Here is a 15,376-nt window from a genome sequence, read left to right on the forward strand (position 1 = left end):
GGCAGTCACAGGGGTTCGTACCCCGCGGGCAGGTCGCGCCCGGCGTCGTCGGCTGCCCGGTCGGACCGATCGCCGGGCGCCGGTGCGGCGTCGGCGGGATCCGCGGTGGTGGGGTGGGGATCCGTTCCCGCGCCGGGCCGGGGTACCGCGGTGCCGTCCACCGGACGGTCATCGCCGGGTCTCGTCGCGTTCACCGGCGAAGTATCGGGTCGCGCACGCTCCGTTCGCGATTGGGCGGATGACCTAATCTCGGGCTCGAGCTTGTTTAGTCCACGGCTTGGTTCGGTCCGCCGCGTGGTTCAGCCCGTCGGCGGCCCTGGTCAGTCCGCCGTCGCCGGGGTGATGCCGGCTTGCGTCGCACTCACGGCGAGCGCCGTGCGGGAGGACACGCGGTGTTTGCGCATCGCGGAGTTCAGCTGGGCCGCCACGGTTTTCGGGGAGCGGGACAGGACCTGGGCGATCTCCGGGTTCGTGAGGCCCGTCAGCAGGAGCCGGACGACTTCCAGCTCGCGGGGGGACAGCTGGTCGCCGTAGCCGCGGCGGCCGCCTCGCCACACAGGGTCGGCGGGGAGGTGGGCGCGGACCCGGGAGGCGGCGGCGGAGGCGCCCAAGGCCACGCAGTCGGCGAGCACGGATTCCAGCTGCTCCAACGCAGGAGCCCGAGAACCGCCGGCCAGCAGGCACATTGCCGCGCGTTCGCGGGCGAGCAGCGCGTCGTACGGCCGCGGCAAGGCGGCCCACGCGGCGGCGGCATCGGCCCACTCCCGCGCGGCGCCGGCGTGGTCACCGGTGGCCTCCGTGAGCAGCGCCCGGCAGCAGAGGGCGGCACCCGTCGCGCTGGGGTAGCCGGCGGCGAACTCGGCAACGAGCGCCGAGGCCTCGGCGACCCGTCCGGCCGCGAGCAGCGCCTCCACCCGCACCGGCGCCAGTTCCGCCGCCCACAGCCAGATTTGCTTGCGCGCCACCACGGCCATCGGTTCCTCCGTGACCGCCAGCGCCGGCTCCGGGCATCCGGCCGCGAGGTGCAGGCGGCCCAGCGCCGCGGCCGGTTCGAGCGGCATGTCGACAATCCCGCGCTGGCGGGCGGCCTCGAGCACCAGCGTCAGCTTGCGCTCGACCTCGGCCTCGCTGCCGGGCTCGGTGGCCGACTGCAGCAGCGCGCCCACCAACGTCGTGTCCAGCTGGATCAGCGGTTCCTCCGCGAGGTCCGCGAACTCGGCGACGCGGGCGGCCAGCCCGCTCCACGCGCCGGTCAGCCAGTCGAGCCGGATCAGGGTGGCCAGGCCCATGTCCCGCAGCCGCAACAAGGCGTGCCGCTCCCCCAGCTCGACCGCGCGGGTCAGTTTGGCGCGGGCCACGTCATAGCGCGCCCAGCGCAACGCGGCGTCGCCGAGGTTGAGCAGACCCCGCGTCACCTGCAGTGAATCGAGCGCCGGGTCCTCGGGCACGGTCGCCGCGACCGCCCAGCCGGTTTCGTCGCCCATCTCGAGCAGGGCCGTCGCGCGGTCGACGGTGAACGAGATCCGGTTTTCCTCGGGCACGGCCACGCGGACGACGGCGTCGGCGCGGTCCAGCCACTCGCGGTGGGCCGACACCGGCCACGTCGCTCCGGCCGGCCGGCCGAGCACCGACATCGCCTCGGCCATCGCGACCGGGTGGTCCGCGAGGCCGGGAATCGCGAGCTCGAGCTCGGCGGCACCGGCCGCGTAATCCCCGGCGTGCATCAGCAACCGGCCCAGCTGGCTGCGGATCTCGGCGCTCTCGGCCCGGTCGAGCACGGCACTGTCCAGCACGCCACGCACGGTGCGCACGAGGTGCGCGCGGCCGACGTACCCCGTCGACGCGAACATCGGCGTCTTGCGGATCAGCCGCGCCACGGCCGTCGGCGGCAGCGCCGGAGAGGCGAGCAGGCCGTGGAGGAAGGACACGGCGGTGTGGTGGTCACCGGACGCGAGCGCGAGATCCGCCGCGCGTTCCGCGTACTCGCACCACTTCTCCGTCTCGCCCGCTTCGCGGAAGTGGTGCGCCAGCACGGCGACCGGCGCCGGATCCCAGGCCGACAGCGCCTTGCCCGAACGCCGGTGCAGCTCGCGGCGTTCGCGCCCGCCGATGCCGTCGTACACGGCCTTCGCCGCCAGCAGGTGCCGGAAGCCGAGACGCCCGCGGTCGTCCTCGACGAGCAAGCCGCTGCGCGCGGCCTCGTCGATCGCCGTGCCCGCGCGGTCGGCCGGCAGCCCGCAGACGTCGACGACGTCGCGCTCGGCCGCGGGGGTCGCGAGCACCGCACACGCCCGCAGCACCGCCTGGGCGTCGGGCGTGAGCCGCACGAGCCGTTCGGCCAGCGCGTCGCGGATCGTCGGCGGCACCGCGATCTCGGTGAGCGAACGCCGGACCCACTCGCCGCCCTGGCGGATGAGGTCGGCGCGATCGCGCAGCAGCCGGACGGATTCCTCGAGCGCGAACGGGATCCCGTCGGTGTGCCGGTGCAGGAACCGCGCGAACGGCTCGGACACGCGCTCGTCGCCCAGCATGGACGAGACCAGCTGCGCGGTCTGCGCCACGTCGAGCGCGCCGAGGGTGATGCGCGGGTAGCGCGAGGAAAGCCGCAGCAGCAGGCTGTCGTCGCCGACCTCGTCGGGTCGGTAGGTGAGCACGAGCCCCGGCCGCGGCTCCTGCCGGGCGGCGAGGAACAGCAGGAACTCCAGCGTGGTCTCGTCGGCCCAGTGCACGTCTTCGACCACGAGCACCTCGACGTCGATGCGGTCGAGCAGCTCGGCCAGCGCGCGCAGCAGCCGGTGCCGGGCCGCGCCCGCGTCGGCCAGCGCCTCCGGGGCCGGCGGCAGGTCCCACTCCGGGAACAACGGCCGCAGCGTGCCGGCCAGCGGGCTCAGCCGCAGGCCGGCGACGCCGGGGCGCGCCTGGCGCAGCGCGTCGACGATCGGGCCGAGGGTGAGCGCCTCCCGCAGCGGCGGGCACCGCGCGACGAGCACCCCGGGCTCCGGCAGCAGCTCGCGCACGAGCCGGCTCTTGCCGATGCCGGCCTCGCCCGAGACCAGCACCACACCCGGCGGCGACGCGAGCGCGGCGGCCAGGCGGGTGAGCTCGTCGTTGCGGCCGATGAGCCGGGGCGTGCCGACCGCGGGGAGATCACGTCCGTCCGCTGCCACCTGCACCCCCGCTCGCCTCGCCGATCACCGCTGGATTCTCGGCACGTCGGCCCGCGTGGGCAAGCGATCCGGACCGTGATTCACACCGCTGTCACACGTTTCCGACAAAAACCGGCACGGCGAGCGCAAGTGGCGCAGGCGCCGTCGGCCGATCGGCGCAACCGTCCGAAGTGGACCCGTCAGGACGACGGCGCGATCTCCGCGGAGTCGCTGAGCCGCAGCTTGCGCCGCGCGCGCTGGAAGAACGTGGTGAGGCCCAGCCGCACCACCCGGGCCGCGCTGGGCCGCGCGCACAGTTCGATGCGCTCGCCTGGCTCCACGTAGCCCTCGACGATCCCGTCGACCTCCACCGCCAGCCGGCCGCTGCCGGGCAGCAGCTCGAGCGCCAGCGTGTCGTGGACCGAGAGCACCACGCCGCGGCCGTACGCGGAGTGCGGCGCGGCCGGTGTGACCAGCAGCGCCTCCACCGCCGGGCTCGTGATGGGACCACCGGCGGAGAAGCTGTAGGCCGTGGAGCCGGTCGGCGTCGCGACGATGACCGCGTCGGCCGCGTAGCTCACGAACTGCTCTTCGTTCACCCGGACGGCGACGAGCGCCCCGCCGTCGCCGGGCACGCGGACCACGGCGACGTCGTTGAACGCTGTCACGGTCCGGCCGCCGATCACCGCGTCGACCGCCAGGCGCGGCTCGACGGTGAACTCGTGCGCGTCGATCATCGACAGCGCGCCGGGCAGGTCGGGCACGTCGACTTCGGCGAGGAAGCCGAGCTTGCCGAGGTTCACACCGAGCACCGGAGCGCGCTGCCCGTCGGCCAGCCGCATGGCGCGCAGCATGGTGCCGTCGCCGCCGAGGCTCACCAGCAGGTCGGACTGGGTGGCGAGCTCTTCCGCCGACACCCCCACCGCCTTGCAGTCCAGGCGCACGATCTCCTCGGCGATGCCGAGGATCTTGATCCCGCGGTTCGCGGCCCACCCGAGGACGGCCTCGACCGCCGGGGCGGAGTCGCGCTTCGGGTGCAGGACCAGTCCAGCCGAGTGCATGTCAGCGCTCCGGCTGTTCGAGCAACACTGCGGGTCCGGGAAGCACTGGCGGTTCGGGGAGCATGGGCCAAGTCTGCCCGGATCCGACGGCTTTGGCGAGCCCCGCCTAAGCTGGGCGTTCGTGATCGAGAGTGCGAGCGGCGCGGCCGCCAACTGGGCGGGAAACCTCACCTACGGTGCCCGCGAGGTGCTGACCCCGCGGACGCTCGACGAGGCCCGCGAGCTCGTCGCCTCGGCGGAGAAGATCAAGGCGCTCGGCAGCCGCCACAGCTTCAACGACGTGGCCGACAGCCCCGGCGGCGTGCAGCTGGATCTTTCGGGGGTGTCCGGTTCGCCGTCGCTGGACACTCGTGCCGCCACCGTGACCGTCGGGGGTTCGGTCCGCTACGGCGACCTCGTGGCCCAGCTCGACGAAGCCGGGTTCGCCCTGGAGAACCTCGCATCGCTGCCGCACATCACCGTGGCCGGCAGCGTCGCCACCGGCACCCACGGCTCGGGCGAGCGCCACCCCGGCCTGGCCGCGGCCGTCTCCGCGCTGGAGGTGCTGACCGCCGACGGCTCGCTGCTGACTCTCACCCGGGGCGACGCCGACTTCGCCGGGGTGGTCGTCGGCGTCGGCGCCCTCGGCGCGGTGACTCGGCTGACGCTCGACCTGGTCCCGTCGTTCACCGTGCGCCAGGACGTGTACGACAACCTGCCGTGGTCGGCCGCGCTGACACATTTCGACGAGATCCAGGCCGCGGGCTACAGCGTCAGCCTGTTCACCAACTGGGCCCGCGACGTCGTCGACCAGGTCTGGCTGAAGAACCGAGGGCCGGTCGAGGTCCCGGCTTCGCTGTTCGGTGCCGTCCCCGCCGACGGTCCCCGCCACCCCGCCCACGCCGCCGGCGTCCCGGCCGGCAACACCACCGCCCAGCTCGGCGCCCCCGGCCCCTGGTACGACCGCCTCCCCCACTTCCGCCTCGGCTTCACCCCGAGCGTCGGCGCCGAGCTCCAGACCGAGTACTTCGTGCCCCGCGCCGCCGCCCCCGCCGCCTTGGAGGCGCTGCGCGGCGTCGGCCACCGCATCGCCCCGCTGCTCCTGGTGTCCGAAATCCGCACCATCGCCGCCGACGACCTCTGGCTCAGCCCTTCCTCCGCCCGCGACAGCGTGGCGATCCACTTCACCTGGCTCCCCCGTCAACCCGAGGTCGAGGCCCTCCTGCCGACCCTCGAATCCACCCTCGCCCCCTTCGCCCCCCGCCCCCACTGGGGCAAGCTCTTCCACGGCGAGGCCCTCGACCTGGCCTATCCGCGACTGGCGGACTTCCGCGCTCTGGCCGCGCGCCTCGACCCCACGGGGAAGTTCCGCAACCCGTTCCTGGACCGGCACGTCTTCGGCAGCTGATTCTCGGCCGCCCACTCGCCCCCGGCTCACCACCAGGGGGCGAGCTTTAGCGCGCCCGGAGTTCCGCTGATCACAGTCGGCACCCCTATTATCAGGCGTATGCAACTATTGTCGGCGACGGTAGTTGCCCACGCTTCAGGAGGAGTTCCCATGCCGCTCGCCCTGCTCGCGCTGGCCATCGGCGCGTTCGGCATCGGCACGACGGAGTTCGTGATCGCCGGGTTGCTGCCCGAGGTGGCGGCCGATTTCGGGGTGTCGATCCCGGCCGCGGGGTGGCTGATCACGGGCTACGCGCTGGGGGTGGCGGCCGGTGCGTTGCCGATGACGGCACTCGGCACCCGGATGCGGCGCAAGCACCTGCTGCTTCTGCTGATGGGGGTCTTCATCGTCGGCAACGCGTTGTCGGCGGTGGCCCCGAGTTACGGGGTGCTACTGGCCGGCCGGATCGTCGCGGCGCTGACGCACGGGGCGTTCTTCGGGGTCGGCGCGGTGGTGGCCGCGGACCTCGTCAAGCCGGAGAAGAAGGCCAGCGCGATCGCGCTGATGTTCACCGGGCTGACGCTGGCCAACGTGCTCGGCGTGCCGCTGGGCACGTTCATCGGGCAGGACCTGGGGTGGCGCGCGACGTTCTGGGTGGTCGCCGGGCTGGGCGTGCTCGGCCTGGCGGGCGTCGCGGCGCTCGTGCCGGACACGCCGAGGCCGGAAAACGCCAGGATCGGCGCGGAGTTCGCCGTGTTCCGCCACGCGCGGGTGTGGCTGGCGGTCGGCACGACGATCCTGGGCTTCGGCGGGGTGTTCGCGAGCTTCACCTACATCGCGCCCATGATGACCGAGGTCGCCGGTCTCCCGAGCGGCGCGGTGAGCTGGCTGCTGGTGCTGTTCGGCGTCGGGCTGGTGCTCGGCAACCTCGTCGGCGGCAAGTTCGCCGATCGCGCGCTGATGCCCACGCTCTACACCGTGCTCGTCGCACTGGCGGTGGTGCTCACGGTGTTCGCCTTCACCGCCCACGCGGCCGTGCCCGCGATCGTCACGCTGTTCCTGCTGGGCGGCTTCGGCTTCGCGACCGTGCCGCCGCTGCAGATGCGGATGCTCGCCAGCGCGGAAGCCGCCCCGACCGTCGCGTCCGCGGTGAACATCGGCGCGTTCAACCTCGGCAACGCGCTGGCCGCCTGGCTCGGCGGCTCGTCATCGCCGCGGGCTACGGCTACGCGTCGACCAACTGGGTCGGCGCCGCCATGACCGTGGCCGCCCTCGCGCTGGCCGTCGTCTCGGGCCGGCTGGACCGAGCCAGGACACCGGTGGCGGCGCACTGACCACAGTGGACAGCGCGGGCCCGGCACACCCGCCGGGCCCGCGGCATCGACTTCACACCAGTTCGCGCAACCGCGGCAGGATCTCGGTGCCGTAGGCCTTCAGGAACCGCTCCTGGTCCGGCCCGGGGGCGTGGAACACCAGGTGCGTGAAGCCCAGGTCGAGGTACCGCTTGATCGCCGCCACGTGCTCGTCCGGGTCGGACGACACGATGAACCGGCTCGCGGCCCGCTCGATCGGCAGCGCGTCGGCCAGCCGCTGCATCTCGACCGGGTCCTCGACGCCTGTCTTCTCCTCCGGCTTCAACGCCAGCGCGCCCCAGAACCGGGTGTCCTGCAACGCCCGGGAAGCGTCCGCGTCGAACGAGACCTTGACCTCGATCATCATGTCCACGTCGCCGACCGCCCGGCCCGACTGCTCGACGCCTTCGCGCACCGCGGGCAGCAACGTGTCCGTATACAGCGACGGCGCCTTGCCACTCGTGGTGATGAACCCGTCACCGCGCCGGCCCGCGAGCCGCGTGGCCGCCGGGCCGGAGCCCGCGATGTACAGCGGCACCGGCACCTCCGGCCGGTCGTACACCGTGGCCTTCTCCGTGCGGTAGTGCGCGCCCTCGAAGTCCACGCGCTCCTCCGTCCACAGGCGGCGGATGAGCTCGATCGCCTCCTTCAGCCGCGCGAACCGCACCTTCGGCTCCGGCCACTCAATGCCGAGCGGAGCCTCGTTCATCGACTCGCCCGACCCGATGCCCAGCACCACGCGGCCCGGGAACAGGCAGCCGAGCGTGGCGAACGCCTGCGCCACCACCGCCGGGTGGTAGCGGAACGTCGGCGTGAGCACGCTCGTGCCGAGCACCACCCGCTGCGTCGCCGAACCGAGCGCACCCAGCCACGGCAGCGCGGCCGGCGCGTGGCCGCCGTCGTGGCGCCACGGCTGCAGGTGGTCGCTCACGAACACCGAGTCGAACCCGTTCTCCTCGGCCAGCACGCCGTAGCGCAGCAGCTCCGCCGGCGCGAACTGCTCCGCCGATGCCTTGTACCCGAACCTCACCACTGGACTCGTCCCTTCTCAGACGCCCGCGTTCACCTTGCCGATGATCTCCGACCCGAGCAGCTCGATCTGATCGAACCACCGATCGAACTTGAACCGGAAGTCGAACACCAGGTGCTCCACTCCGGTCGCGGCGAAGCGGTCGATCTCCTCCAGAGCATCCTCCGGTGTCCCGACGATGAGCTGCCCTGAGAGATCCTTCACGGTCTCGAACTGGCCCGACGGCGGCTTCACCGCGAACTTCGCCTTGTTCGCCCAGGCCAGCAGGCCCGGGACGTTCACGTGCCGCACCGCCTCCTCGTACGTGCGCTCGATCGACGTGGGCGGGATCACGGCCACGGTCGGCATCGTGCGCCCGGCCGTCTCCGACAGCTCCCGCATGGTCGTCACGCGCTTGTCCAGTGTCGCCATCGAGATCCGGCCCGGCATCCAGCCGTCACAGAACTCGACCGCGAGCCGCGCCGAACGCGGGGTGGCGCCGCAGTACCAGAACGGTACCCGCCCGCCCAGCGGCTTCGGCTCGATCGTGATGTCGCTGAACGAGAAGTTCGCGTCCGAGTACGTCACGTCGTTCTCGGTGAACACGCGCTTGAAAATCTCGGCGTTGGACCGCACGAGTTCCACGCGGTCGCGCTCGCCCCACTCGATGGCCTCGAACTCGTGGTCGAACGTGCCGGCCCCGAACCCGAGAATCACGCGCGGGCCGAACAGCTGCGTCATCGTGCCCGTCATCAGAGCCGTGACCAGCGGGTGCCGGAACGGGATCAGCGAACCCGTGCCCAGCTCGATGCGCTCGGTCACGGCGCCGATGGCCGTGAGCGTGGTGAGCGCGTCGTAGAACGTGCGGTTGGGTTTCTCCATCTCGCCGTGCGGCTCGAACACCAGGTGGTCACGCACCCAGACCGAGTCGAACCCGGCCTTCTCGGCCATGATCGCGCCCTGGAGCACGTTGTCGCGCGAGGCGTGCTCGCCGAAATGCGGGAGCAGCAGTCCGAACTTCATGCGTTCTGCACCTTTCCTGACACCGCCTGCTTGCCGTGCCCGGCCTCGCCGGTCACCTTGCCGTCCGCGAACACCTCGGTGCCGCGCACGTAGGTCTGCTCGATGCCGGCCGTGAGCTGCCGGCCGTCGTACGGGGTCCAGCCGATCTTCGAAAGCACGCCCTCGTTCGTGATCGTCCAAGGGGCGTCGAGGTCCGCGATCACGAAGTCCGCGTCGCAGCCCGGGGTCAGCGCACCCTTCACGCCTTGCAGGCCGAACTTCGCGGCCGGCGCACCGGCGACGAGCTCCACCGCGCGGTCGAGCGTGAGCAGGCCCTTGTTCACCGCGTCGAGCGCGAGCGGGTAGAAGTACTGGATGCCCGGCGTTCCCGTGTGGGAGCTCCACATCTGCGTCCAGCCGATCTCCTTCTCCTCGCGCGTGTGCGGCGCGTGGTCGGAGGAGAACATGTCGATCGTGCCGTCGCGCAGGCCTTCCCACACGGCTTCGCGGCCGTCGTCGGGTACCCAGTAGGACAGCGCGTACGGGCCGAGCTTCTCGACATCGTCCCAAGTGGACAGGAACGGCAGCCAGTGGTTGACCTCGCACGTCACGTCCACGCCGTGCTCCCGAGCCCGGCGGACCGCCTCGACGGAGCGGCGCGTCTGGATGTGCGCGAGGTGCACCTTGCAGCCCGACGCCTCGGCCAGCCGCAGCACGACCTCGATCGCGGTGTCCCAGATGACGCCATTGCGCGCGGCGTAGGCGGACGCGTAACCCTGCGGCGTGTTTTCCCCACGGGCCAGGTATTCGCCCTCGATGTAGTCCATCAAGGACTGGTCGTGGGGGTGGATGATGAAGCGCTTACCCGTTTTGGCGATGGTGTCCATCATGCGCAGCAGGTCGCCGTGCCCGTGCATGCCGGTGCCGGCCGGGTGCGGGTAGGTGCGCCCGGTGTCCACGACCATGTAGATCTTGTACGCGTTCACCCCCATCGCGGCCATCGGCGCGATCTCGTCGGGCTGCGTCGCCGCCGGGTTGTGGTTCCAGTCCACGATGGACTTCTCGGCGTAGAGGTCGAACACCTCGCGCAGCGTCTTCGCGGTGGTGGTCGGCGGGTTGAGGTTCGGCATCCCGAAGATCGTGGTGACGCCGCCCGCCGCCGCCTGCAGCGACGTGGTGTGGATGTCCTCCTTGTGCGTGAACCCGGGCTCGCGGGTGTGCACGTGGACGTCGACCATGCCCGGAAGAACGAGCTTCCCGGTGGCGTCGACCGTGCGGCCGACGTCGGCGACCTCGACGGAGCCGGACACGACCCCGACGACCTTGCCCTCGTTCACCAGCAGGTCGCCGTCCACGGCGCCGCCGGGCAGCTGCACGCGGCCACCCGAAACACGGAGATCGATGCTCATGCTTTCACCTCCACTACGGCCGGGTGTCCGCCCGGCCGGCTCGAACGCACGACCACATCGGCCGGGCGGAGATACTCCTCGAACCACGCGACGATGCGGGGCGTGGTCGCGGTCCAGTACTTGTCGTAGGCGGCGTAGTGGCTCGTGTGCCGTTGCATGATCAGTTCCTTCGGCCCGCGGGCGGCCTCGTAGATCCGCTCCGCGTGGTCGGTGGGCGTGGTGGCGTCGTTCTCCACGCCGATCACGAGCAGCGGCGTGTCCAGGCTCGCCGCTGCCTCGGCCGGTCGGTAGGCGATGATCTCCTCCGCCGCGGCCAGGCGCACCTGCTTCGGCACGCGTCCGTCCACATCGGACTTCACACTCGTGGCCCGGCGCTCGGACGTGGGGACCATGATCTCTTCGCGCGGGTTCACGAGCTTGCCGACGCCGTGCAGCGTCCGTTCGCGCCGGTCGGCGTCCAGTTCCGCCAGGAAGTCGAGCCACTGGTACTCGCTGCGCATGCGGTGCAGCCAGTCGCCGCCGTCGGCCACGGGCAGCTGGCTCACCGCCGCCCGCACCCGCGGATCGACGGCGGCCAGCAGCACCGCGTTGCCCCCGCCCGTACCGCCGCTGCCGAACACGCCGATCGAGTCGGGCAGCACGTCGGGCCGCGCCTCGGCGTAGGTGACGGCGCTGCGCAGATCCGCCAGCTGCCGAGCCGGCGAAAGCAGTTCCGGGTCGCCCTCGGAGTCGCCGAAGCCGCGGTAGTCGAACACCAGCACGGCGAACCCCGCGTCGGTGAGTGCCTGGTGGTAGCGCACGTAGAGCTTTGCGTCCTTCAGGCCCATCCAGCCCGGGCCCTGCACGACGACGCGGTACGGCCCGGCACCTTCGTCCGGGGTGCGCCAGAGCCCGCTGATGCGTTCGCCGTCGCTGAACCAGGAGACCTCGTCAGTTCTCATGCCGTTTTCCGTTCACTCCTGCCCGCCGGTTTCCGGGCAGGGGGTACCTGCCCGGCGATTCGGCCGGGTTTGCGGACAACGCGGTATTCGATTGAAGGAAAGGGATTCGGTTACGCGGGGAATTCGCTGTCGGGTTCGCGATCGCTTTCTCCGGAAAGGATCTTGGCGACGCCTTCGCTCACTTCGCGCAGGTGGTCATGGAGCGCCGTCTCGGCCTTCTCGACGTCACCGCGCTCGACGTGGTCGACCAGCGTGGTGTGCCGCCCGTGGTGGCTGCGGCTGCCCGACACCCGCCAGCCGAGCAGGTACCGCCCGACACTGCTGCGCAGGTCCTCGATCAGCTCCACCAGCCGCGGGTTGCGCTCGGCGTCGTAGAGCTCCCGGTAGAACCGCACGCGGACGTCGAGGAAGCCTTCGCCCTCCTCCTCGGAGTCGAGCAGCTCCGCGTTGCGGCGCAGGCTCGCGATCCGGTCCGCGGTCATCGTCTTCATCGACTTGCGCAGGGCGTGGGTCTCGAGCAGGTCGCGCAGCTCGTAGATCTCCACGAGCTGCTCGGCCGTCAGCGTCTTGACCACCGCGCCGCGGCGCGGGTGGAACTCCACGAGCCCCTCGGCGTCGAGCCGCAGCAGCGCGGCCCGCACCGGGAGCCGGGACACCCCGATCGCGGTGGCCAGCGCCTCCTGCCGGAGGTGCTCCCCGGGAGCGAACGCCCCGGAGAGCAACGCCTGGCGCAGGACCTCGTAGACCATGTCGCCGATCGAACGGTAGCCGCTCGACAACCGCGACACGACCTCGTCGAAGCTGGCGCGGCCGGTGATCGCGGACCCCTCCGGGGCGCCGCCTCCCGTACCGCCGCCGGCTCCCCCGGACTGACGCTGAGCCATCGTGACCTAGCCTCCCCTCGACCGGCGTGCGCCGGCCGTCAAGCGGTTACCATTCGTCGTGATTATCCGGACAATCGTATCCTGGATCCATTATCGGTCCGACCCCGACGAGTCCTTTCCCACGGGGGCTTTTCACCGGGTCTTTCCGTTGTGGATCAGGTGGATCAGGTGAGCTTCATGGCCGCCGTCGCCTTGTCCCACGTGGCGGTGTCGACCCAGTCGGACGTGGCCGGTGCCTTGGTGATCGCGCCGACCTTGTTCGCCAGATCCTCCTGGACCTTCGCGGAGGCCTCGGAGTAGGCGTCCTTCGAGGCGGGGAACGTGTCCGCCGCCTTGAGCGCGTCGTAGGTGCTCGACGCTTCCTTCTCATCCGCCTTGGCGTAGGCGACCGCGGCCTTGACCCACTGGTCCTTGTCCGTGTTGAAGATCTGCGCCGCCTTGATCCACGCCTGGTCGATCGCCACGGCCAGCGCCCCGTGGCTCGCGAGCCACTGCGGTGAGGTCGCGAGGAACGAGTCCGCGAGCTCCGGCGCGGTCTTCGACATCGTCACGAGGTCGTGGAAGCCGGCCGAGGTCAGCTTCGAGACGTCGGTGGCGTGCGCGAACGTCGCGTCGATGTGGTGGGTGAGCATCGCGCTCACGCGCACCGACGCGCCACCGGCCACGGTCGTGGTGACGGCCTTGGGGTCGATGTTGTTCTTCGCCAGCAGGTCGGCGAACATCAGCGCCTCGACGCCGTGGACGTTCGAAGTGCCGTAGACGTGGCCCGGCAGGTCCTTCATCGAGTTCAGCGACGGGGCACCGAGGAAGTGGTAGTCCAGCCGCGGCTGGCTCGGCCCGAAGATCTTGAGGCCCGAGTTGATCGACGACGACACGGCGAGCGTGCCGATGTCGGCATCGCCGGCGAGCAGCACCCGGATGGCCGAGGGGTCGCCGGTCTGGTTCACGATCGTCGCGTCGGCGCCCCAGCTCTTGAGCACCTGCGCCACGAGGGCGATCTTGGTGTCCTCGATGGCGGGGGCGGCGCCGGTGACGATCCGGATGGTGGTGCCCTTCAGGTTCGGCGTGCCGTCGGCCGAGGTCGGCAGCTTGTCACCGGTACCGGTGGCCGCGTCGCCGGAGCCGCACGCGGCCGTGAGCGACACGGTGAGCGCGGCGATCGCGCCGACGACGAGCGCCGTGCGGCGCCGCCGCGAAGAGGGAGCAGACATCGCAGACCCTCCTTTCTGGACTGGATCTGACGGTGGGGTGGGGGTTGGGAGAGCGGTTCGAGCGGGATCTTCGGTGCAGGATCTTCAGCGCAGGATCTTCAGCGCAGGATCTTCAGTGCAGGCCGAGCACGATGCCCAGCACGTGGTCGCGCAGCTTCGCCACCTCGGGATCGCCGAGCAGCTCCGCGTGCGTGCGCGGTGTGGGGAACGGGACCTCGACGACGTCGCGGACCGAGCCGGGCGAGGTGCCCATCACCACGATGCGGTCGGAGAAGAACACGGCCTCGTCGACGTCGTGCGTCACGAGCACCGTGGTCGCGCCGATGCCTTCGATGATCGTGGCGATGTCCTGCTGCAGCCGGCGCCGGGTAAAGGCGTCGAGCGCGGACAGGGGTTCGTCCATGAACAGCACGTCGGGGTCGCAGGCCAGCGCCCGGGCCAGGCCCGCGCGCTGCTGCATGCCGCCGGACAGCGCCGACGGGAAGTAGCCCGCGAAGTCCTGCAGGCTCGTCATCTCGAGCTTCGCGGCGATCGCGGCGTCGACCTCGTCGGGCGGGAGCTCCTTGGCCTTCAAGGCGAAGACCATGTTCTCGCGCACGGTCTTCCACGGCAGCAGCGCCGGCTCCTGGAACACGAACCCGATCGACCCCGGCACGCCCTGCACGGGGTTGCCGTTGATGCGGATCTGCCCGTCGTCGACCGGGATGAGTCCGGACATCATCCGCAGCAGCGTGGTCTTGCCGCAGCCCGAAGCGCCGATCAGCGAGATGAACTCGCCCTGGCGGATGTCGAAGTGCACGTCGGAGACGGCGAGGAAGCTCTCGGCCTTGCGGCCCGGGCGCTGGTAGCGCTTGGACACGTGCTCGATCTCGATGCAGGCCGTGGGTGCGCTCATGGCGGACCTTTCGTCAACGATGCCGGGTTCAGACGCGGGTGTGGGCCGAGGCGGAGGACGACCACGGGGCGAGCTTGCGGCGCAGGACCTCGAGGATGATCGTGCCGATCACGCCGACGATCGAGGAGCTGATGATCGAGGCGAGCAGCGGCGCGGTCTGGAACGAGTCGCCGTAGTTCTGGATCAGCCCGCCGAGGCCCTTGAGGCTGATGTCCATCTCGCCGATGATCACGCCGATCAGGGCCTTGGCCAGGGCGATGCGCAGGCCGGCGAAGATGTAGGGCACGGCGTTGGGCATCGCGACGTGGCGGACCACCGACCACTCTCCCGCCCGGTAGACCTTCGCCATGTCGAGCAGGATCGCCGGGGTGTTGCGGGTGCCTTCGGCGGTGTTGATGATGATCGACCACACCGCGAGCAGGAAGGTGATCGTGACCTCGGAGGTGAACCCGATGCCCGTCCAGATCACCACGAGCGGGGTGAGCGCGATCAGCGGCGTCGCCTGGAAGAAGCTCACGTAGGGGTTGAGCACGCGCGACACGGTTTCGCGCCGGCCCATCCACACGCCCACCGCGATGCCGACCACGGCCGAGAGCCCGAAGCCCACGGCGAGCACCTCCATCGCCCGCAGGAAGGCCGCGCCGAGCTCACCGTTGGCGATGATGTCCACAAAGGACGCGGCGACCGCCGACGGGGTGGCCAGCAGGATCGGGTTGACCTGCGCGCCGAAGATCTGCCACACGCCCAGGAACACCACCACCGACGCGACGGGCAGCACCCGGCGGCGGACCTTCGCGTTCCACGGGATCCGGAACTTCCTGGGTGGTGCGGCCGGCGGCCCGGCCCGGTCCGGGGCCGAACTGGCCAAGCTCGTGTCTTCGGTGAGGGACACCGTGACCTCCTCCGGTTGTCAGTTGGCGCCTGGATCCATTCGACATCAAGGTCAAGCAGTCCGGCCGTGAACTGTTCGGTTCGGGGATGACGTACCTGTACAGCGTGGGTTCGTACAGCGTGGGTTCGTACAGCGTGGGTTCGTACAGCGTGGGTTCGTACAGCGTGGGTTCGTACAGCGTGGGTTCGTACAGCGTAGATTAGTACAC

The 15,376-nt window shown here is 71.0% G+C and carries 12 protein-coding genes and 1 pseudogene; 2 read left to right on the forward strand and 11 right to left on the reverse strand.

Annotation, left to right across the window (positions count from 1 at the left end; all coding sequences use genetic code 11):
• Window positions 1-5: 5 nt before the first annotated feature.
• From QRX50_RS40150 to QRX50_RS40160, 3 genes are all read right to left on the reverse strand, one after another.
• Window positions 6-194: a hypothetical protein gene (locus QRX50_RS40150; protein WP_285968301.1), complete on the reverse strand. Its 189-nt coding sequence runs from the start codon at window positions 192-194 to the stop codon at window positions 6-8.
• A 126-nt stretch (window positions 195-320) separates the two neighbouring features.
• Window positions 321-3,167 (reverse strand): ATP-binding protein, encoded by a 2,847-nt coding sequence (locus tag QRX50_RS40155; protein ID WP_285968302.1) that lies wholly within the window; start codon window positions 3,165-3,167, stop codon window positions 321-323.
• 179 nt (window positions 3,168-3,346) lie between these two features.
• Window positions 3,347-4,207 carry an NAD(+)/NADH kinase gene (locus QRX50_RS40160; protein ID WP_285968303.1) on the reverse strand — a complete coding sequence of 287 codons (861 nt, stop codon included), beginning with the start codon at window positions 4,205-4,207 and terminating at the stop codon, window positions 3,347-3,349.
• A 121-nt stretch (window positions 4,208-4,328) separates the two neighbouring features.
• Here QRX50_RS40160 and QRX50_RS40165 point away from each other — a divergent pair, with 121 nt between their 5' ends.
• Together QRX50_RS40165 and QRX50_RS40170 are read left to right on the forward strand one after the other, a co-directional pair.
• Entirely contained in the window at window positions 4,329-5,594 is a 1,266-nt protein-coding gene (locus QRX50_RS40165; protein ID WP_285968304.1) for an FAD-binding protein, read from the forward strand.
• A gap of 150 nt (window positions 5,595-5,744) precedes the next feature.
• Window positions 5,745-6,907: pseudogene (locus QRX50_RS40170) on the forward strand (MFS transporter).
• A gap of 52 nt (window positions 6,908-6,959) precedes the next feature.
• On the opposite strand, the gene fgd reads toward QRX50_RS40170, so the two are convergent.
• The 8 genes from fgd to QRX50_RS40210 form a co-directional block, all read right to left on the reverse strand.
• Window positions 6,960-7,958, reverse strand: a complete 999-nt coding sequence (gene fgd, locus QRX50_RS40175) for a glucose-6-phosphate dehydrogenase (coenzyme-F420) (protein ID WP_285968305.1) — start codon at window positions 7,956-7,958, stop codon at window positions 6,960-6,962.
• A gap of 15 nt (window positions 7,959-7,973) precedes the next feature.
• The gene (locus QRX50_RS40180) at window positions 7,974-8,957 is read right to left on the reverse strand and encodes an LLM class flavin-dependent oxidoreductase (protein ID WP_285968306.1); all 984 of its coding nucleotides are present in this window, start codon (window positions 8,955-8,957) and stop codon (window positions 7,974-7,976) included.
• Complete coding sequence (locus tag QRX50_RS40185) at window positions 8,954-10,345, reverse strand: dihydroorotase (protein WP_285968307.1); 1,392 nt, start codon at window positions 10,343-10,345, stop codon at window positions 8,954-8,956. Before QRX50_RS40185 ends, QRX50_RS40180 begins: the two co-directional genes overlap by 4 nt.
• Complete coding sequence (locus QRX50_RS40190; RefSeq protein ID WP_285968308.1) at window positions 10,342-11,286, reverse strand: alpha/beta hydrolase; 945 nt, start codon at window positions 11,284-11,286, stop codon at window positions 10,342-10,344. The genes QRX50_RS40185 and QRX50_RS40190 overlap by 4 nt, the downstream gene beginning before the upstream one ends.
• A gap of 110 nt (window positions 11,287-11,396) precedes the next feature.
• Window positions 11,397-12,170, reverse strand: coding sequence for a GntR family transcriptional regulator (locus tag QRX50_RS40195; RefSeq protein ID WP_285968309.1), 774 nt, complete (start codon window positions 12,168-12,170; stop codon window positions 11,397-11,399).
• A 164-nt stretch (window positions 12,171-12,334) separates the two neighbouring features.
• Window positions 12,335-13,381, reverse strand: coding sequence for an ABC transporter substrate-binding protein (locus QRX50_RS40200; protein WP_285968310.1), 1,047 nt, complete (start codon window positions 13,379-13,381; stop codon window positions 12,335-12,337).
• 112 nt (window positions 13,382-13,493) lie between these two features.
• Window positions 13,494-14,276 carry an ABC transporter ATP-binding protein gene (locus QRX50_RS40205; protein ID WP_285968311.1) on the reverse strand — a complete coding sequence of 261 codons (783 nt, stop codon included), beginning with the start codon at window positions 14,274-14,276 and terminating at the stop codon, window positions 13,494-13,496.
• Window positions 14,277-14,304: 28 nt separating this feature from the next.
• Window positions 14,305-15,168 carry an ABC transporter permease gene (locus tag QRX50_RS40210; protein WP_285968312.1) on the reverse strand — a complete coding sequence of 288 codons (864 nt, stop codon included), beginning with the start codon at window positions 15,166-15,168 and terminating at the stop codon, window positions 14,305-14,307.
• Between the last annotated feature and the right edge of the window lie 208 nt (window positions 15,169-15,376).

It is taken from the genome of Amycolatopsis sp. 2-15 (genome assembly GCF_030285625.1).
Lineage (GTDB): Bacteria > Actinomycetota > Actinomycetes > Mycobacteriales > Pseudonocardiaceae > Amycolatopsis > Amycolatopsis carbonis.